Below are 17,494 nucleotides of genomic sequence, written 5' to 3'. Positions count from 1 at the left end.
GAATTGAGCTGTGTCGTCCACTGTGAATTCGGAGCCGTCCGCCACGTCCACCGGGCCCCCGCCCGCGGGCCCCCCCGACCCGCGGCCCCCGCCGGGCCCCCCCGCCCCCCGCGCGCGCGCGGCCCCCCCCCCCCGAAGCCCCAAGCCACTCCTCACCCAAGGAGACCCGGACGCATGCTGAGAATCACCGCCGACGTCTACTCCGGCCGGCCCGACCCCGTCGCGGACATCACCGATGAGGCGCAGGCGCGCGCCGCCCTGCGGGATTTGACGCGGGACCGGAGCCTGTTCGCCGGCTCCCGGCCCTCCGAACCGCTGACGGGCGGTCTGGGCCTGCGCGGGTTCTGGCTGGAGACCTTCGACGACGGGCTCGCGCGCGACTTCGACGTGGACTCGCGCCTCTACGTCCCGGTGGGACCGCAGGCGCCCGCCGGGCGCGTCGCGGAGGTCGCCGAGCGGCTGATCACCATCGCGGACTGGAGCCAGGCCCCCGACACGTTCGCCGGAGCGACGCCGCCGCTCGACGCGTCCTTCCGGGAGTTCCTGCTCGGGCAGCTGTCGGGCAGCAGCGGGATCTCCGCGCAGGACGGGGTCGAGCCGGCCGGCGGCGCGCGCGAGGAGCGCCCCGCGGTCACCTGCACGATCGAGCTCGGCGCGTTCAACCCCGGGTTCTGGAACAACGACCCGACCGTCCAGGCCGGCAACAACTGCTACAACTACGCCAGCAACTGGCGCACGAACACCTTCGCGCAGCCCGGCCGCGGCTGCGGCAGCATGTACACGCGGATCGACTGCGCCGAGGTGACCCGCGCGGCGCTGTGCGACGGCATGCACCACCGGTTCGACTGCTTCCCCGACGGCGAGAAGCCGCGCTACCTCGTCGCCCTGGTCGTCATCCCCGGCGGCGGCGACTTCCACTGGTACCGCAAGCAGAAGGAGGGCTTCTGGGGCCACAAGCCGGGCGGGACGGCGGCCCGCAACTACGACAACAGCGGGAACGTGATCTACGACCCGGAGACGGCCGACCGCGGGCCCTACACGATCTTCTGCGGCTACTTTTACGGGTGCAACAGCCAGCGGCAGAGGATCCGCTGACGGGCGGTCACGGGTGATCGTCGAGGTGGACCTCTACAGCGGGCGGCCCAACCCCCGCTTCCCCCTGGAGCCCGCCGCGGCAGGCGAGTTGGCGCGCCGGATCGAGGCGCTGGCGCCGGCGGGCGCCGGCGCGCGGCCACGGGACGGGCTCGGCTACCGGGGACTGCGAGTAGGGACCGGCGCGGACGACGACGTCACCGGGATCGTCGTGTCCGGCGGACTGGTGACCCTGCACGACCCGGACGGACCGCCGCGCCGCCTGCGGGACCCCGGGCGGCAACTGGAGCGGTGGCTGCTCGACCAGGGCGCGGGGAACCTGGACCCCGAGGTCCTCGCGACGGTCCGTCAGGACCTCGCGCGATAGCGGCGGGACGGGATATCCGGGAAAAAGAGGGCCATGGCCCCTTCCGGATCACCCGCCCCGCCCTTCGGATCGGCCATCGGACGGCCACAACCATCCGTACAGAGAGGATGGTTGTGCCCTCGCGCGAACGCGGCCGGAAATAGCGGGTGGCGATCGTCACATGCCCATGAGGCCCGGTCGCTTTGAGTAATGCGATAGTCTCCGACGGTGATTGGCGCGCTCGCGTCACGTAGCGGCACTCCCCTGACCTGGGAGAAGTCCGCGAAGTAGCCATGGGCACATCGGGTCCAGGCGTGCATGAAGGTCGTCGCGGGGTGATGCCGAATCACCTCGCGTGATTTTACGTGCCTTTAATCAGCCGGACCCGCGCTGGAAAGAAAGAAGGGTGTCGTGAACAAGACTCGGTTAGAAGCCATCGGGGCCTACCTCCCCACGACGGTGATGAGCACCGGGGAACTCCTCGGCCGCCTGGAGAAGGCGCCGGAGTTCGACCTCGTGAAGATCACCGGGACGACGGAGCGGCGGGTGGCGGACGACACCGCGCACGACCCCGAGGACAGCCTGACGATGGCCGTGGCCGCCGCCCGGGACTGCCTGGAACGCTCCCGCCACGCGCCGGACGGCATCGACGCCGTGATCTCCTGCTCCATCAGCCGCATGGCCGACGGCGGGCGCCTGCAGTTCGAGCCCTCCTTCGCGCACCGCATCGCCGAGGAGATCGGCGCGCACGACGCCCTGCGCTTCGACGTCTCCAACGCCTGCGCCGGCATGATGACCGGCGTCCTCCTGCTGGACCGGATGATCCGCGCCGGCACCGTGCGCAACGGCCTGGTCCTGAGCGGGGAGCAGATCACCCCCATCGCCTTCACCGCCGCGCGCGAGATGGAGGACAGCAGGGACCCCCAGTTCGCGTCGATGTCCGTCGGGGACTCCGCCGTCGCGCTGGTGATGGACCGCGCGACCGACGACCGCGACGTGATCCACGACATCGAGCTGATGACGTGTTCGGAGTACTCGCACCTGTGCCTCGGCATGCCCAGCGACGGCACCGGCGGCATGGCCATGTACACCAACAACAAGGAGATGCACGCCGAGGACCGGCTCTCGCTGTGGCCGGCCTTCCACGGGGACAAACTCGCCGAGCAGGGGCGTCAATTCGCCGACGAGGGCTACGACTTCGTCATCCAGCACCAGGTCGGCACCCGGTTCGTGGACTTCATGAACGCCACCGGCGCGAGCCGCTTCGGCACGCCCATGCCGCCGTCCCTGTCGGTCGTCGACCGGCTGGCGAACACCGCCACCACCTCGCACTACCTGGTGCTGCACCAGGCGCTCGCCGAGGGCCGCATACCCGGGGGGTCGAAGGTGCTGATGGTGCCCGCCGCCTCGGGTGTCGTGACCGGCTTCCTGTCCGCGACCGTCTCCTCCCTGGAAGTGTGACCCCATGGCCACCGTCATAACCTCGGCCGCGCGCGCCCCCGCCGACGGCTCCGGCAGCTCCATCGGCCACCCGGCCGCGGCCGGCCGCGCCTGCCTGGAGCGGGCGGGGCTCGCCCCCGCCGACGTCGACGTCCTCGTCAACGTCGGCGTCTACCGCGACTCCAACATCGTCGAGCCGTCCGTCGCCGCGCTCATCCAGAAGCGCCTGGGCATCAACCTCGACTACCTGCGCTCCCCCGAGCGGCGGGCCGCGTTCTCCTTCGACCTGATGAACGGCGCCTGCGGCGTGCTCAACGCCGTCCAGGCGGCCGACGCCCTGCTCGCCACCGGCGGCGCCCGCCGGGTCATGGTGGTCTGCGCCGACACCCACCCGTCGTCGGACGCCTCCCGCGCCGGCACGCCCGCCTTCCCGTACGCGAGCACCGGGGCGGCCCTGCTGCTCGAACGCACCGACGACGGACGCGGCTTCGGCCGGGTGCACCACCGCTCCCTGCCCGGCGGGCACGGGGTCAACGGCTACCTGCCGCTGCCCGACGTCGGTGCCGACGGACGCACCAGCATCGTCGTGGACCGCGACGACGACGCCCTGGACCGCATGTTGGACCTCGCCGCCGACTCCGTGCGCACCGTCCTGAGCACCACGGACGGCACCGAGAACGGCACCGAGAACGGCACGGACGCCGGCCCCGACGCCGGCCGGGCCCGCCTCGCCCTCGACCGCACCCTGCTCGTCACCTCGCAGCCCTCGCCCGGGTTCGCCGCACGCCTGGCCAAGCGCCTGGGCCTGGCCGCCGACGCCGCCGTCACCGTCGAGGGCGTCCACGGCGACCCGCACACCTCCGCGCTCGTCCACGGCTACCTCCAGGCCCTGGACACCGGCCGGCTCGCCGGACACGACCAGGTGCTCTTCCTCGCCGTCGGCGCCGGGCTCACCTCGGCGGCCTCGCTCTACCGCCTGACCGCCCCCGGCACGGACGGCGGCGACGGCAGCGGTACCGGCAGCGGCGACGGGGGGACCGTCCGATGACGCCCGCCCCCTCCCTCCCCCGCGAGCAACACGCCTCCCCCGCACGGCTGTTCGCCGACCACGCCGCCCGCACCCCCGACACGGCCGCGCTCGTCCACCCCGACGCGGACCGCACCGAACCGGACGGCCGCGCCGCCTACACCACCGTCGGCTACGCCGAACTCGCCGCCACCGTCGCGGCCTGCGCGGCCGGCCTGGAGGCGCACGGCATCCGCCGCGGCACCCGCACCGCCCTGCTGGTGCCGCCCGGCGGCGACCTGCTGACGCTCGTCCTCGCCATGCTGCACGTGGGCGCCGTCCCCGTCGTCGTGGACCCCGGCATGGGCCTGGAGCGCATGCTCGACTGCCTGCGGCGCGTCCGCGTGGAGGCCTTCATCGGCGTCCCGAAGGCCCAGGTGCTGCGCCGGCTGCGCCCGCGCGCCTTCGCCGGCGTGCGCAGCTCCGTCACGGTGGGCGGCCCGGACGGCACCGCGCTGCGCAGGCTGATCGCCGCCGGCGCCGGCCGGCCCCCGCTGGCCCCCGCGCCCACCGGCCCGGACGACCTCGCGCTCATCGGCTACACCACCGGCAGCACCGGCCCGGCCAAGCCCGTGGAGGTCACCGCCGGCATGCTGCTGGCGATGGCGCGGGGCAGCGAGGAGGCCCACTTCACGGACGCCGAACGGACCACCCTGGTCACCATGCCGCTCATGGGCGTGTTCGACCTGGTGGCCGGGCGCACCGTGGTCGTGCCGAGGATGGACATGGCCCGGGTCGGCGCCGCCGACCCCGCGTCGCTGGCCGACGCCGTGCGGCGCTTCGGGGTGGACGCGATGTTCGCCTCCCCCGCACTGCTGGCCCCGCTCGCCGCCCACCTGGCCGCGACCGGCGCCCCGGTGCCCTCGCTGCGCCTGGTCATCTCCGGCGGCGCCCCGGTGAGCCCCGCGCTGCTGGCCGGGCTGCGCGCCGTCCTGCCCGGCGAGGCACGCGTGTTCAGCACCTACGGGGCGACCGAGGCCCTGCCCATGGCGCTGCTGGAGAGCCGCGAGGCCCTCGCCGACGCCGCGGACGGGCCGGCCGCCGGACTGGGCGTCTGCCTGGGCCGCCCGGCGCCGGGCATGGCGGTGCGCACCGTCGCGATCGGCGACGACCCGCTGCCCCGCTGGACGCCCGGCCTGGCCGTGCCGCCCGGCGAGATGGGCGAGATCGTGGTGAGCGGACGGGCCGTCAGCCCCCGCTACTTCCGCGCGGAGCGGGCCGACGCCGACCACAAGATCCAGGACGGTGACACCCGCTGGCACCGCACCGGTGACGTCGGATGGATCGACGAGCAGGGCCGGATCTGGTTCTGCGGGCGCAAGAGCCAGCGGGTGCGGACCCCCGAGGGCGACCTGCACACGGTGCGCTGCGAGGGCGTCTTCAACGCCCACCCGCGGGTGCGGCGCACCGCGCTGGTCGGCGTCGGGCCGCGCGGGCGCCGGCGGCCGGTGCTGTGCGTGGAGCTGGCGCCGGGCACCGGCCGGGAGCAGTGGCCGCGCATCGAGGAGGAGCTGCGCGCCCTCGGGGCGGACCACCCGATGACGAAGCCCGTCGCGGACTTCCTGGTGCACCCGGCGTTCCCGGTCGACGTGCGCCACAACGCCAAGATCCGCCGGGAGCTGCTGGCCGGCTGGGCCGAGGACCGGCTCACCGGCGGCCGGCGCCCCAGCGCCGCGGACCTGGCGCTGCGCGCGGTGCCGCTGGCCGGCTGGGCGTACCTGGCCGCGTGGCCGCTGCTGCCCTGGGAGCACCCGGTGCTCACCGCGCTGTGGTGGGTGGACGCCTTCCTGAGCGTCGTCGTCCACGCGGCGCAGATACCGGCCGCGCTGCGGGCCGAGCAGGAACGCGCCACCGCCCGCAGGCCGTCGGCCACCGCCGCCCTCACGATGCTCTTCGGAGCGACGTGGTGGCGCCGGGCCCGCGGCGGCGCGAAGGGCGGCGCGTCGTGAAGGTCCTGGTGACGGGCGCGTCCGGGTTCCTGGGCAGCCACATCGTCGACGCCTGTCTGCGGGCCGGCGACGAGGTCCGCGTGCTGGTGCGCGAGGGCAGCGACCTCGGCCACCTGCGCACCGTGGCGGGCGTCGAGTTCGCCTTCGGCGACCTGCGGGACCAGGCCTCGCTCAGGGCGGCGGCGGACGGCGTCGACGCGGTGCACCACAGCGCCGCCCGGGTCACCGACCGGGGCACCCGGGCCCGGTTCTACGCCGAGAACGTCGACGGTACCCGGCGGCTGATGACCGCCGCCCGCGACGCCGGGGCCCGGCGGTTCGTCTTCATCGGCAGCCCCAGCGCGCTGATGGGCGTGCGCGACGGCGACCGGCTCGGCATCGACGAGAGCGAGCCCTACCCGCGGCGCTTCCTCAACCTGTACTCGGAGACCAAGGCCGCCGCCGAACGCCTCGTCCTGGCCGCCGACCGGCCGGACTTCACCACCGTCGCGCTGCGCCCGCGCGCCGTGTGGGGCCCGCGCGACCACTCCGGGTTCATGCCGCGCCTGCTGGCGAAGATGATGGCCGGGCGCCTGCCCGACCTCTCCGGCAGCCGGCCCGTGCTCGCCTCGCTGTGCCACTGCGACAACGCCGCCGCGGCGAGCGTGCGCGCCGCCCGGGCCCCCGGGGTGGGCGGCCGGGCCTACTTCGTCGCGGACCCGGAGCCGGTGGAGGTGTGGAGCACCCTGGCCGCCCTCGCCGAACGCTTCGGCGGCACGCCCCCGACCCGGCGGGTCCCCCTCCCGGCGCTGAAGGCCGCCGCGTTCGCGGCGGACCTGCTCTGGAAGCTGCCCCCGCTCGCCGAACGCACCTCCCCGCCCCTGTCCCGCTACTCGCTGGCCCTGCTGACCCGGTCCGCCACGTACGACACCTCGGCGGCGCGCCGCGACCTGGGCGCGCCGGTGGTGGACCACGCGACCGGGATGGCCCGGCTGGCCGCCTGGATCGAGGAGATCGGCGGCGTCGACGAGTTCACCAGGAAGGTCCAGCCTTGATCGCGCACAACACGGCCGCCGCCTCCGCCTTCCGGCGGCCCGTCTCACCCACCGAGTGGTCCTACCTCGCCGCAGCGCGCCTCGGCGAGCTGATGGTGATCCAGCTCGTGGTCGAGGGCGCCGGGCGGATCGACGCCCGCGCGCTGGCCGGGGCCGTGGCACGGGCCTCGCGGGCCTGTCCCGGCTCCCGGGTCGTGCGGCGCGGGCGGACGTGGCACGACAGCGGGGTGCCGGCCAGGGTCGTGGCCGTCGACGCGCCCGCCTTCGACCGCGCCGCGCTCACCGGACTGCCCGAGCTGACCGGCCACCTGGCGCAGGCCGGGGACTCCCCGGCCTGCGAGGTACTACTCCTCACCGGGAAAGCCGCCGGAGAACCCGCCGGGGAACCCACCGGGGAAGCCACCGGCGAACCCGCCGGGGAGCCGACCACCGTGGTCTTCCGCGCCGCGCACGCGGTGATGGACCTCAAGGGCCTGCAGACCTGGGCCGCCGAGGTCTTCCGCGCCCTGCGGGGCGAGCCCGCGCAGGACGCCGCGGACCCGCTGACCGACCACCGGCTGCTGGCCGCGCTCGGCCGCAGCGGGCAGCGCCCCCGCCTCGGGCTCGACCAGCGCTCGCCGCTGGGCGGCCCGGCGGGCCCGGTCGCCGTGTGGCGCCGGCGGACCGTGCCGGGCCGGGCCCCGGCGGCGGCCGCACGGGTCTCGGCGGCGCTCGCCGGGGCCGTCGGCGCCCCGGCCCGGATCATGGTGCCGGTCGACCTGCGCCGGCACGTGCGGGCCGCCTCCGCCACGGCCAACCTCACCCTGCCCGTGTTCCTCGACGTGCCGCCCGGCCAGGACCCGGACACCGTCCACCGCCGGCTGCTGGACGCCCTCGCCGAGCGGCGGGAACTGGCCACCGGCACCGAGGCGGCGCTCGCCCGGCTCCCGCTGCCGGCGGCCGCCGCCCTCGTCCGCGCCTCCAGGGCCGCGGAACTGGCCCGGCACCGCCACCTCGCCTCGGCGATCGTCTCGCACGCCGGCCGGCTGGACCCCGCGGAGTTCGGCACCGACGCCTTCACCGCGACGACCGCCTACGCGCTGCCCGTCCACGCGCCCCTCGTGCCGTTCAGCGTCGTGCTGCTCGAACTGCCCGGCCACACCGAGCTGGTGGTCTCCGCCCGGGGCACCGCGGACGTGGGCGAGCGCTGCGACGCGCTGATCGACCGCATCGCCGAGGCGCTCACGACCGGCGAACCGGCCACTGCTCCACGGCAATTGCAGCCCGGCGCCGCCGAACGGCTCCTCACCCCGGGCCCCGAGGGCCTGCCACCGCTGGACACCACCGTCGTCCAACTGTTCCGCGCACAGGCCGCCCGCTCCCCACAGGCCACCGCCGTGACCGGCGACTGCGCGCACTGGTCGTACGACGAACTCGACCGGCGCTCGGACGCCGTCTGCGCCGCACTGCTCGCGCGAGGCGTGCGACGCGGCGAGGTCGTCGGGGTCCTCGCCGACCGCACGGCGTACGGGCTCGCGGGCGTGTGGGGCGTCCTCAAGGCGGGCGCGGCGTTCCTGCCCGTCGACGTCCGCAACCCGGCGCGCCGCGTCGCGGAGCTGCTCGGCGACGCGCGGGCCCGGTACTGCCTCGCGGAAGCCGCCTGGGCGGGCCTCGCCGAGGACTTCGACGGAACGTCGATTCCCTTGGAGAGCACGGCAGACAGCCCGATCGACGACCAGGCGCGCGAGACGGTCGCCGCCGCCGCGCCGGGCCCGGACGACCTCGCCTACGTCATCTACACCTCCGGCTCCACCGGCCGCCCCAAGGGCGTGCAGGTCGAGCACCGGAGCCTGGTCAACGCCGTCGGCTGGCTGGCCCCGCTCATGCGCTGCGACGAACGCACCCGCGCCGCCTACTCCTTCTCCCCCGGCTTCGACCTGTCCCTGATGCAGATCTTCCCGCCGCTGCTGCACGGCGGCGCGGTCGTGCCGGTGCCCGGCGAGCTCGACCACCTCAAGCTCCGCGACATGTACGAGGGCCGGCTCGCCAACACCCTGTCGCTCACCCCCACCCACCTCGGCCTCGCCGCCCGCCTCGGCATCCGCCCGGCCGGCATCCGCGCCCTGCAGCTCGGCGGGGAGAACCTCACCGCGGCCACCGCCCGCCGGGCGCGCGAGGACTTCGGCCCGCACTGCCTCATCGTCAACGCCTACGGCCCCACCGAGGCCACGCTCGCCTGCACCGTCGCCGTCGTCGAGGACGGCATCACCCGCGGCTCGGCGCCGATCGGCGTCCCCGTGCACCGCACCGGCGTGAGCGTACTGGACGACCAGCGGCGCGAAGTCCCCGACGGCCGGCCCGGCGAGCTGTACGTCACCGGCGCACAGCTCGCCCGCGGCTACCTCGGCCGCCCCGACCTCACCGCCGAACGGTTCGTCCTCCTGCCCGACGGCCGCCGCGCCTACCGGACCGGCGACCTCGTGCTGCGCCTGCCCGACGGGCAGCTGGAGTACGCGGGCCGGGTCGACGACCAGGTGAAGATCCGCGGCCACCGGGTGGAGCCGGCCGAGGTCGAGACGGCGCTGACCGCACTGGCGGACATCGCCCAGGCCGCCGTGGTCGCCCGCGGCCGGACCGGGGACGTGCGGGCCCTGTGCGCGTTCGTCGTCCTCGCCCGGGGCGCCCGCGCCGCCGCCTTCGACGAGGGCGCCGTCCGGGCCGAGCTCGCCCGGACGCTGCCCCCGCACCTGGTGCCCACGGTGGTGCGCGTCCTGCCCGCGCTGCCGGAGACCGCCAGCGGCAAGACCGACCGCAAGGCGCTGCCGGACCCCTTCGGCGACGCCACCGCACCGGCAGGGCCGGGCGACGACCGGGGCGTGGCGGCCGTGACCGCCCGGATCTGGTCGCGCGTCCTGCGCTGCGAGGCCGCGTCCCTCGACGACTCGTCCGACTTCCACGCGCTGGGCGGCGATTCGCTCGCCGTGCTGGAGATGCTGTCGGCCCTCGGCGAGGAACTGCTCGGCGGGCAGCTGCCCGGCGGCTCGGCCGAACGGCGGCTGCTGGACCGGCTCGGGCCGCTCGGCGACGGGCTCACCCTGGGCCGCGTCGTCACCGCCGTCGACACCGTACGGAGCGAGGCATGATCTTCGTCGGCGAGGGCGCGCTGCTGTGGCGCGCCGTACGGCACACCCTGGACAGCGGGCTGGCGGTGGACCTGGTCTGCGGCCCGGCTGCGGACGGCGGCGCGGCACCGCCCGGCGTCCGCCACCTCGCCGCCGCGGACGTCAACACGGTCGCGGACGAGCTGGCGGCGGCCTGCACGGACGGGCTGGTCTGGTCGGTCAACAACCGGATGATCTTCCGCGCCCCGGTGCTGTCCGCCGGCCTGCGCGTCCTCAACGTCCACCACGGCCCCCTCCCGGCCTACCGCGGGATGCCCGAAGTCGCCCTGGTGTACGCGATGCTGGGCGGTGAGGCGGAGTTCGCCGCCACGCTCCACCGCGTCGACGAGGGCATCGACACCGGCCCCGTCCTGGCCCGCGAGCCCTACCCGATCGGCGCCGAGGAGCCGTACCACGTGGTGATGCGCCGGGGCCTGCAGGTCTGCCACCGGCTCTTCGAACGGTGCCTGCCGCTCGCCGCGGCCGACCCCGACTGGCCCGGCGACCCGGGTGCCTCCGTGGGGGCGGGGGACGGCGGCTACTACGGCCGCACGGCGCTGGCCCGCCTCCCCCTTTGGCGCGAGCATCCTGAGTACGCCCGCGCCACCGACCTGGGCTTCCTCGCCGGCTACCTCCCCGAACTCGCGGAAGCCCTGGGCTGACGGCCGGGCCGTGCATCCGGCGGGCGGCCTGGACGGGACGTCAGTGTGCCCCACTGGCGGGTGCGGGCGGATTCGGCGGCGCGGCGGCGGGCGGGTGAGTAGGCTGCCGGGGCCGGTGGGGGTCAGGGGAGGAACGTGCTGATGACGATGGACACTTGTACGGCGAAGGGTCGCCGGGCGGCTGCGGCTGCGGTGCTCGCCCTGGGGGTGGCGGGCGTGCTCGCGGGGTGTTCCTCGGGCGGCGGCGGTTCGGCGTCCGGTCCGGTGGCTCCTTCGGCAAGTGTCCCGGCTCAGGCCGCACCGGCCCCCGTCACTGGCGCTCCCAGCGCTCCCAGCGCTCCGGCGGCCACGGTCGCCACCGGCGCGAAGCCCGTCGGCAGCCGTCCCGCCGACCCGTGCTCCGTCCTGACGAACGACCAGGTCACCCGGGCCCTGGCCGCCTCGGTCCCGCTCCGCGCGGAAGGCGCGTCGACCGAGGTGGCGTGGGGCTGCACCTGGGGCTCCCGTCAGTCCTTCGTGAGCATCAAGGAGCTGGACGCGACCCGGTTCACGGCCGTGACCACCAACGACCGGTCCGTCTCGTCCCCGGTGCCCGGGGTCGGGGACGACGCCGTCCTGCTCAAGAACAAGGAGGACGGCGGGATGCCGAAGGTCGTCTTCACCCTCGCCGGCCACCACTACAGCATCGATGCCGTGGCCGACCGCCGCGAGCTCGGCGTCGCCAACGCCGCCCAGGAGGCCGCCGTCGAACAGCAGCTGGCCGCCACCGCGGCCAAGGCGCTGGCGGGCTGACCGGCCCTCACTCCTCTTCCTCCTCCTCGGCCCTGGACAGGGCGTCGGCGATCAGGCGGGTGGCGAAGTCGTGGTCACCGCCGGACATCCGGTTGACGTGCTCGGCGAGCAGGGCGACCATCGCCTCCAGCGGGTTCATCTCGGCGTCCGTCCAGGGCCCGTACTGCGCACGCCAGAGGTTGGGGCTCAGGCCGCTGCCCGCGGCGATCAGCAGGCCCGCCATGGTGGGGATGACCTCGGGACTGAACGTCCTCGGCATCATCCGCATCGTCGACACGAGGGTCGGCACGATGTGTTCGACGACGTCCTTGTCGTGCTCCTCGCAGACCGTCCGCATCCAGCTCATGTACATGTACACGAGCGTGCACGCGCCGTCCAGCAGCTCGGCGAACTCCGCGGGGCCCAGCGACGCGGCGAACTCGTCGAGCATGCGCTGGCGTTCGGGGTCCGCCCCGGTCCGGCCGTCGTAGATCGCCTTGAGCCGGGAGTCGATCACCATGAGTGCCGTGCTCACGTCGCCGACGGGCGCGAACTGGGGGTCACAGGGCGAGGGCGACGATGACACGGGACTCCTTGTGCAAGGGCCAGGACCGGTGCGCGGCAGGACAGTTCGTAGGGTAGGCGCACCGCCCGGGCTCGGTCCGGCGAACCACCGCTCCCCCGGCGCGGAGCGGATGGCGCGCGCCGGGCGTGCGGGCCAGGGAGCCGGGTCAGTCGGGTCAGTCGGCCGTGTGCTGCCGCACCGCCTCGATGAAGCCCCCGGTGGACGGCCCGGACAGGGGGCGGCCGTAGGCGTCCGCGATCCGGTCCAGGGCGGTGAGTCCGGCCGTCCAGCCGTGCCGGTCGAGCCAGTGGTGGGTGTCGGGGCCCAGGCCGCCGCGCCACAGGCTGGTGACGTGGGCGAGCGCCGGGTCGTGCGGGGTGCGGCTCACGTCCCGGCCCCGCTCCAGCAGCAGCCGGCTGCCCGGGGCCGCCAGGGCGGCGACGGCCGTGAACAGGCCGGCCGCCTCCTCGGCCGTGAAGTAGACCAGCAGTCCCTCCGCGAGCCACGCCGAGCGCCGCGCCGGGTCGAAGCCCGCCGCGACCAGGCGCTCGGGCCAGCGCGGGTCCAGCAGGTCGGCCGGCAGGGCGGTGCGGTGGCCGACGGGTACGGCGCCCGCGTCGTCCAGGACCTTCTGCTTGAAGTCCAGCACCGGGTCCAGGTCGAGCTCGAACACCCGGGTGCCGGCCGGCCAGTCGAGCCGGTAGGCGCGCGTGTCGAGGCCCGCCGCGAGCAGCACGACCTGCTCCGCCCCGTCCGCGGCGGCCGCGAGGAGACGGTCGTCGTAGAAGCGGGTGCGCAGGATGCCGTGCGCGACCAGGCCCTTGGCCAGCCCGCTGAGCCCGGGGCGGGAGGCGGCCGGCTCCACTCCGGCGGCGGTGATGAACGCGGTGGCGTACGGGTCGACGAACAGCGCGTCGGGCCGGGCGCTCTCGTAGGCGCGCACCCTGGCGACGGACAGCGCGGTGCGGGACACCGGGCTCAGGGCTTGGGGGGTGTCGGAGGTCATACCGTGCAATCTAGCCGCCCGCCCGGAGCCGCTCCGGGGCCTTTTCGGCCCCGGCGGTGTCCCGATTGCGGGTGAACGGGCGCGGCGCGTCGGCCCGGTGACGCAGCGGATGCCCGGCGGGCCGCTAGGACAGGTGGATGCGCCTTCCGTCCCTGGCCGCGCTCCCCGCGGCGGCCGTGCTCCTCATGCTCCCCGGCACCGCCCACGGGCTCGCCCCCGTGGCAGCCGCGGTACCGTCGGTCTCCCGCCCGTCTCCTCTCGCCGCGCCGCTGCCGGAGTACCGGTTCACCGGCGCCGGGTTCGACGCCTGCACGGCCCCGCCGCTGGAGGCCCTGTCCGTGTGGCGCACCGCCTCGCCGTACGGCGCGGTGAACATCTACAGCAGCGGTCGCCAGCGCGGCTGCGCGCAGCCGCGGCTGACGCCGCAGTGGGTCACCGAGGCCCGCGCGATGGGCTGGAAGCTGGTGCCCACGCACGTCGGGCTCCAGGCGCCGTGCGCCGAACGCGAGGACAAGCCGCTGCGCATCGATCCGGCCCGGGCCGAGGAACAGGGCGGGCAGGAAGCCGACGAGGCCGCGGCGGCCCTGCGGGCGCTGGGCCTGGGCGCGGGCAGCCCCGTCTACCTGGACATGGAGGCCTACCCCGCCGACGACGCCGAGTGCAGCCGCGCGGTCGTCGACTTCACCGTCGGCTGGACCGAGGCCTTGCACGCCGCCGGCTACCGGTCCGGCTTCTACTCCAGCCTGAACTCCGGCATCGCCGACATCGTCGACGCCGCCCGCAGCGGCCGTACCTCCCTGCCCGACGCCCTCTGGTACGCCCGCTGGGACCACAACCCCACCACCACCGGCCAGCCCGGCCTGCCCGACGACCTGTGGACCGGCCACCACCGCATCCACCAGTACCGCGGCAGCGCCGACGAGACCTACGGCGGCGTGACCCTCAGCATCGACCCCGACCAGCTCGACGGCCCGGTGGCGGGCGGCTTCCGGGGCGAGGACGGCTGAGAAAACCCGGTCGCTACCGCGCTGGGGAACCGACGACACTGGCCGGATGGATACCCGTCGTCCCTGCCCCTGCTGCGGCCACCTCGTCCTCAACGTCGAGGACGGCTGGCCCGGCTCCCATGAGATCTGCCCGGTCTGCTTCTGGGAGGACGACGGGGTGCAGTTCCGGTGGCCGTTCACCCCGGGCGGCGCGAACCAGGTCTCGCTCGTCGAGGCGCAGCGGAACTTCCACGCCTACGGGGCCAGTGAGGAGCGTAGGCGGCCCTTCGTGCGCCCGGCGGCCGAGGACGAGCCGCTCGACGCCGCCTGGCGGCCTATCGACCCGCTGACGGACCGGTTCGAGGTGTGGGGCAGCGGGCGCGGGCGGCCCTGGCCGGAGGACAGGTCGGTGCTGTGCTGGTGGCTCCCGTCGTTCTGGGGCTGTCCGGAGGAGCCCGATGAGCCGGTGGCCGAGCGGGTGGTCATCGACGTGGGTCCGGTGCGCGACGTGCGGGGCCTGCACGCCGTCCTGAAGCGGGAGCTCGGGTTCCCGCCGTTCTACGGTATGAACTGGGACGCGTTCTGGGACGCGGTCACCGGGCTCGTCGTGATGCCGCGTGAGCTGGTCTTCACGGGGTGGGCGGAGCTCGAAGGCAGCACCCCCGTGGCTGCCTCCGAGCTGCGCCGGCTGCTCAGGCGGTTCGGGACGACGTCGCCGGGCTTCAGCGTCTCGTACCGCCCGTAGGTTCCGGGTCAGTTGGCCGGTTCGGCCTCCGGCTTGTCGACGATGGCCGAGGTGAGGACGGCCGAGGCGTACTCGTAGCCCTTGCCGTTGCCGGCGCCCGGGGACGGGGTGCCGGCGGGCGGGAGGCCGTCGGGGCCGGCGGGCGGGAGGTCGGCGAGGAGGACCTCGTGCACGCCGAGGAAGGCGCCGGTGGTCTTGTCGAAGACCAGGGCCACGCGCATGGTGCCGTTGGTGCCGACCACCGCGACGCCGTGGCGGCCGGCCGCGTCCGTCTCGTCGGCGACGACGGCCGTGCCCGGGATCTTCGCGGCCGCCTGCATGAGCGCCGCGGCGACGGCGGGCGGTGCCGCGATGTTCTGGAAGATCATCTGGACGTCCCCGAAGGCAAACTGGTTGTACAGCTTCGGCGTCATCGGCATGCCCGCCACCATCTTGGAGCGGTCGGCGGAGAGCAGTTGCTGCAGGAGTTGCTGCGGGTCGGTGGGCAGGGAGGCGACGAACTCGTAGGTCGGGGCGGAGAAGCCCGCCGTTCGCGGGGCCCCGGAGGAGGTCGAGAGCATGGCGGGCCAGTCGGTCCGTCCGCCGCCCATCGTCGGGTCCAGGATCAGGCCCTGGGACCTGCCGTCGACCGACATCCACGACTTGCGCTCGTGCTTGGTCTCGCGGGCGCCGTCCTGGATCTCGCGCCGGTAGACGAACTGGGCGCCCTTGGCGCCGGGGTCGGGGCTGCTCGCGGCGGCCTTCGCGGCGCGGGCGAGCAGGCCCGCAGGGTCGGTCGGCTCCGGGAGCGGGGTGGCGGTGGGGCTGGCACTGGGGCTGGGGGCGGACGAGGCCGACGGGGCCGGGGCCGCCGGGGCGGCGTCGCCGTGGTGGCGGTCCGGAATGGCCAGGGTGACGGCCGCCAGCGCGCCGACCGCCAGCGGGGAGGCGACCAGCCACACCAGCCTGCGCCGCGGCTTCGGCGCCTTCGTCTCAGCGGCGATCTCACTCATCAGGTGCTCCTTCAGAAACCGTTGGCGGTCGGCGGGGAGCAGCTCGGGCGAGTTGTTCGGCGAGTTGTTAGGCGAGTTGTTCATCGGATTTCCTCCTGCAACTCCTGCGACTCGTGCGACTCCTGCAACTCCCGCAGCGACCGGGCGGCTTCGAAGCCGCCGACCCGTACCTGTCCGGTGGCGGGAGCGGGTTCCCGGCGGTTTGCCGGCTCGTTGAGCTTGGTCTCGGCGAGGGTGCGCAGCCGGGTGCGTGCCCGGGACAGGCGCGAGCGGACGGTGCCGACCGGGACGCCGAGGGCCTCGGCCGCCGACGCGTAGTCGAGCCCGACCCACACGCAGAGGCGGAACACTTCGCGTTCGGACCGGCGCAGTTCGGGCAACGCGCGGCGTACGGCGGCGAGTTGGGCGCTGTCGTCGATGCGGGAGACGAGTTCGTCGGCGAAGTCCGGTACGGCCTCGCGTTCGGCGAGGCGGGCCATCGCGGCGCGGTGGCGGCGGGCGGCCCGGGCGGTGTTGCGCAGCACGTTGGTGGCGATGCCGAAGATCCAGGGACGCAGGTCGTCGTCGCCGTCGTGCAGTTTGGCGCGCAGGCGCCAGGCCTCCAGGAAGGTCAGCGACACCGCGTCCTCGGCGGCCGCCCAGTCCCCGAGGGTGCGCAGCGCGTAGCCGTACACGGCTTGGGCGTGTGCGTCGAAGACCTCGCCGAGCGCGGCCTGGTCGCCGGCGCGCAGGCGCGCTCGTTGTGACAGTTCCATGTCCCTCCCTGTCCGCGGGCCGCGCGGGGTTCCGTGTGATCCGCGTCACGCGCGTGTGGCCGGCGGGGGCTCGGCGTCGATTCTCCGGTGATGCTGCGGGAATTTCGGAAATCGGGGGCCTCGGGTGCGGGCGGGACGGGGTCGCGCGGGGGTGTGCGGAAGGCGTGTACGGACTTGTACGGGATACGGGACCTCACCGGGCCGCTCCCGGCAGGCTTGGGGCGTCGGGGCGGAACAGGACTGCGCCCCGGCGGGCGACATGGCAATCCGGCTCGTGATCCGACGTGAAAGGCGGGCTCACATGCGGTCCATGCTCCAACGGGTGTCCGGCGCGGCCAGGCGCCGCAGCCTCGCGCTGATCGGCGCCCTCACGGTCTCCGTCGCGATGGTCGCTTCCGCGACTCCGGCCAGTGCGACGATCGGGTGCACCGGCGGCGACGGCTGCAACCACCAGACGACGATCTACATGGACGGCGGCAACTACACTCCCTACCACGAGTGGTGGGGGCCGTTCACCGTCCTGAAGATGCAGGGGGACGGGAACCTGGTCCTCTACTGCACCAGCAACGGCCAACCGATCTGGTCCACCGGGACGGTCAACTCCAACACGACCTGGGTGAACTTCGAAGGCGGGTCGGGCGGGGGCAGCATGGTGATCTGGACGAACCAGGGGCCGTCGGGCAACGTCGCCCTGTGGTCGTCGCTGACCAAGCCGCCCACCCACAGCACGCGCGGCACGCAGGCGATCGTCCAGGCCGACGGCAACTTCGTCATCTACGACGCGTACGGCAATCCCCTGTGGGCGTCGAACACCTTCCACCGCTGCGATGACAGCCTGGGCTATTGGGGATGACCCGGCCGTGGGCAGGGGGGGGCGGCCCCCCCCGGGGGTGGGGGGGGGGGGCGGGGGGGCGGGGGGGGGGGGCGGGGCGGGGGGGGGGCCGC

Annotated in this window: 16 protein-coding genes; 12 read left to right on the top strand and 4 right to left on the bottom strand. The window is 74.8% G+C overall.

Translation table 11 applies throughout. The features are described 5' to 3' along the window. The first annotated feature begins 174 nt into the window (after window positions 1-174). From ACFV4G_RS15490 to ACFV4G_RS15450, 9 genes are all read left to right on the top strand, one after another. Window positions 175-1,095 carry a hypothetical protein gene (locus tag ACFV4G_RS15490; RefSeq protein WP_380440403.1) on the top strand — a complete coding sequence of 307 codons (921 nt, stop codon included), beginning with the start codon at window positions 175-177 and terminating at the stop codon, window positions 1,093-1,095. 13 nt (window positions 1,096-1,108) lie between these two features. Continuing rightward, on the top strand, window positions 1,109-1,459 hold the full coding sequence (locus ACFV4G_RS15485) for a hypothetical protein (RefSeq protein WP_380440401.1): 351 nt from the start codon (window positions 1,109-1,111) through the stop codon (window positions 1,457-1,459). A 390-nt stretch (window positions 1,460-1,849) separates the two neighbouring features. Continuing rightward, window positions 1,850-2,899 carry a 3-oxoacyl-ACP synthase III family protein gene (locus ACFV4G_RS15480; protein ID WP_380440399.1) on the top strand — a complete coding sequence of 350 codons (1,050 nt, stop codon included), beginning with the start codon at window positions 1,850-1,852 and terminating at the stop codon, window positions 2,897-2,899. Window positions 2,900-2,903: 4 nt separating this feature from the next. After that, window positions 2,904-3,926 (top strand): hypothetical protein, encoded by a 1,023-nt coding sequence (locus ACFV4G_RS15475; protein WP_380440397.1) that lies wholly within the window; start codon window positions 2,904-2,906, stop codon window positions 3,924-3,926. Beyond that, a complete protein-coding gene (locus tag ACFV4G_RS15470; protein WP_380440395.1) occupies window positions 3,923-5,893 on the top strand; it encodes a fatty acid CoA ligase family protein in 1,971 nt (656 codons plus the stop codon). Before ACFV4G_RS15475 ends, ACFV4G_RS15470 begins: the two co-directional genes overlap by 4 nt. Continuing rightward, window positions 5,890-6,927: an NAD-dependent epimerase/dehydratase family protein gene (locus tag ACFV4G_RS15465; protein ID WP_380440393.1), complete on the top strand. Its 1,038-nt coding sequence runs from the start codon at window positions 5,890-5,892 to the stop codon at window positions 6,925-6,927. Before ACFV4G_RS15470 ends, ACFV4G_RS15465 begins: the two co-directional genes overlap by 4 nt. Continuing rightward, the gene (locus tag ACFV4G_RS15460; RefSeq protein ID WP_380440391.1) at window positions 6,924-10,049 is read left to right on the top strand and encodes a non-ribosomal peptide synthetase; all 3,126 of its coding nucleotides are present in this window, start codon (window positions 6,924-6,926) and stop codon (window positions 10,047-10,049) included. Before ACFV4G_RS15465 ends, ACFV4G_RS15460 begins: the two co-directional genes overlap by 4 nt. Continuing rightward, window positions 10,046-10,729 carry a formyltransferase family protein gene (locus tag ACFV4G_RS15455; protein ID WP_380440390.1) on the top strand — a complete coding sequence of 228 codons (684 nt, stop codon included), beginning with the start codon at window positions 10,046-10,048 and terminating at the stop codon, window positions 10,727-10,729. The genes ACFV4G_RS15460 and ACFV4G_RS15455 overlap by 4 nt, the downstream gene beginning before the upstream one ends. A gap of 141 nt (window positions 10,730-10,870) precedes the next feature. Next, complete coding sequence (locus ACFV4G_RS15450) at window positions 10,871-11,521, top strand: hypothetical protein (RefSeq protein WP_380440388.1); 651 nt, start codon at window positions 10,871-10,873, stop codon at window positions 11,519-11,521. Between the two features lie 7 nt (window positions 11,522-11,528). Here the strand turns inward: ACFV4G_RS15450 and ACFV4G_RS15445 are convergent, their stop codons facing one another. Both ACFV4G_RS15445 and ACFV4G_RS15440 read right to left on the bottom strand, forming a co-directional pair. Continuing rightward, window positions 11,529-12,020, bottom strand: a complete 492-nt coding sequence (locus ACFV4G_RS15445; protein ID WP_380440464.1) for a hypothetical protein — start codon at window positions 12,018-12,020, stop codon at window positions 11,529-11,531. 220 nt (window positions 12,021-12,240) lie between these two features. Then, window positions 12,241-13,071, bottom strand: a complete 831-nt coding sequence (locus ACFV4G_RS15440) for an SAM-dependent methyltransferase (RefSeq protein ID WP_380440386.1) — start codon at window positions 13,069-13,071, stop codon at window positions 12,241-12,243. A 137-nt stretch (window positions 13,072-13,208) separates the two neighbouring features. On the opposite strand from ACFV4G_RS15440, the gene ACFV4G_RS15435 reads away from it, so the two are divergent. Then, window positions 13,209-14,078: a DUF1906 domain-containing protein gene (locus ACFV4G_RS15435; RefSeq protein WP_380440384.1), complete on the top strand. Its 870-nt coding sequence runs from the start codon at window positions 13,209-13,211 to the stop codon at window positions 14,076-14,078. A gap of 46 nt (window positions 14,079-14,124) precedes the next feature. Continuing rightward, window positions 14,125-14,802: a CPCC family cysteine-rich protein gene (locus tag ACFV4G_RS15430; RefSeq protein ID WP_380440382.1), complete on the top strand. Its 678-nt coding sequence runs from the start codon at window positions 14,125-14,127 to the stop codon at window positions 14,800-14,802. Between the two features lie 8 nt (window positions 14,803-14,810). Here ACFV4G_RS15430 and ACFV4G_RS15425 read toward each other — a convergent pair whose 3' ends face one another. Continuing rightward, on the bottom strand, window positions 14,811-15,878 hold the full coding sequence (locus ACFV4G_RS15425) for a CU044_5270 family protein (RefSeq protein WP_380440380.1): 1,068 nt from the start codon (window positions 15,876-15,878) through the stop codon (window positions 14,811-14,813). Then, a complete protein-coding gene (locus tag ACFV4G_RS15420) occupies window positions 15,875-16,549 on the bottom strand; it encodes an RNA polymerase sigma factor (RefSeq protein ID WP_380440378.1) in 675 nt (224 codons plus the stop codon). The genes ACFV4G_RS15425 and ACFV4G_RS15420 overlap by 4 nt, the downstream gene beginning before the upstream one ends. 310 nt (window positions 16,550-16,859) lie before the next feature. On the opposite strand from ACFV4G_RS15420, the gene ACFV4G_RS15415 reads away from it, so the two are divergent. Then, the gene (locus ACFV4G_RS15415) at window positions 16,860-17,402 is read left to right on the top strand and encodes a hypothetical protein (protein ID WP_380440376.1); all 543 of its coding nucleotides are present in this window, start codon (window positions 16,860-16,862) and stop codon (window positions 17,400-17,402) included. The last annotated feature ends 92 nt before the right edge of the window (window positions 17,403-17,494 follow it).

The sequence above is a fragment of the Kitasatospora sp. NPDC059747 genome (genome assembly GCF_042732955.1).
Classification (GTDB): Bacteria; Actinomycetota; Actinomycetes; order Streptomycetales; family Streptomycetaceae; genus Kitasatospora.
This window is presented reverse-complemented; position numbering and strand designations above follow the sequence as displayed.

Coding starts and splice junctions, on each gene's coding strand:
- ACFV4G_RS15445 (WP_380440464.1), bottom strand. CDS start 12,020: ATGGTGATCGACTCCCGGCTCAAGGCGATCTACGACGGCCGGACCGGG.
- ACFV4G_RS15440 (WP_380440386.1), bottom strand. CDS start 13,071: ATGACCTCCGACACCCCCCAAGCCCTGAGCCCGGTGTCCCGCACCGCG.
- ACFV4G_RS15415 (WP_380440376.1), top strand. CDS start 16,860: ATGCTCCAACGGGTGTCCGGCGCGGCCAGGCGCCGCAGCCTCGCGCTG.
- ACFV4G_RS15470 (WP_380440395.1), top strand. CDS start 3,923: ATGACGCCCGCCCCCTCCCTCCCCCGCGAGCAACACGCCTCCCCCGCA.
- ACFV4G_RS15435 (WP_380440384.1), top strand. CDS start 13,209: ATGCGCCTTCCGTCCCTGGCCGCGCTCCCCGCGGCGGCCGTGCTCCTC.
- ACFV4G_RS15450 (WP_380440388.1), top strand. CDS start 10,871: ATGACGATGGACACTTGTACGGCGAAGGGTCGCCGGGCGGCTGCGGCT.
- ACFV4G_RS15430 (WP_380440382.1), top strand. CDS start 14,125: ATGGATACCCGTCGTCCCTGCCCCTGCTGCGGCCACCTCGTCCTCAAC.
- ACFV4G_RS15455 (WP_380440390.1), top strand. CDS start 10,046: ATGATCTTCGTCGGCGAGGGCGCGCTGCTGTGGCGCGCCGTACGGCAC.
- ACFV4G_RS15425 (WP_380440380.1), bottom strand. CDS start 15,878: ATGAACAACTCGCCTAACAACTCGCCGAACAACTCGCCCGAGCTGCTC.
- ACFV4G_RS15475 (WP_380440397.1), top strand. CDS start 2,904: ATGGCCACCGTCATAACCTCGGCCGCGCGCGCCCCCGCCGACGGCTCC.
- ACFV4G_RS15420 (WP_380440378.1), bottom strand. CDS start 16,549: ATGGAACTGTCACAACGAGCGCGCCTGCGCGCCGGCGACCAGGCCGCG.
- ACFV4G_RS15490 (WP_380440403.1), top strand. CDS start 175: ATGCTGAGAATCACCGCCGACGTCTACTCCGGCCGGCCCGACCCCGTC.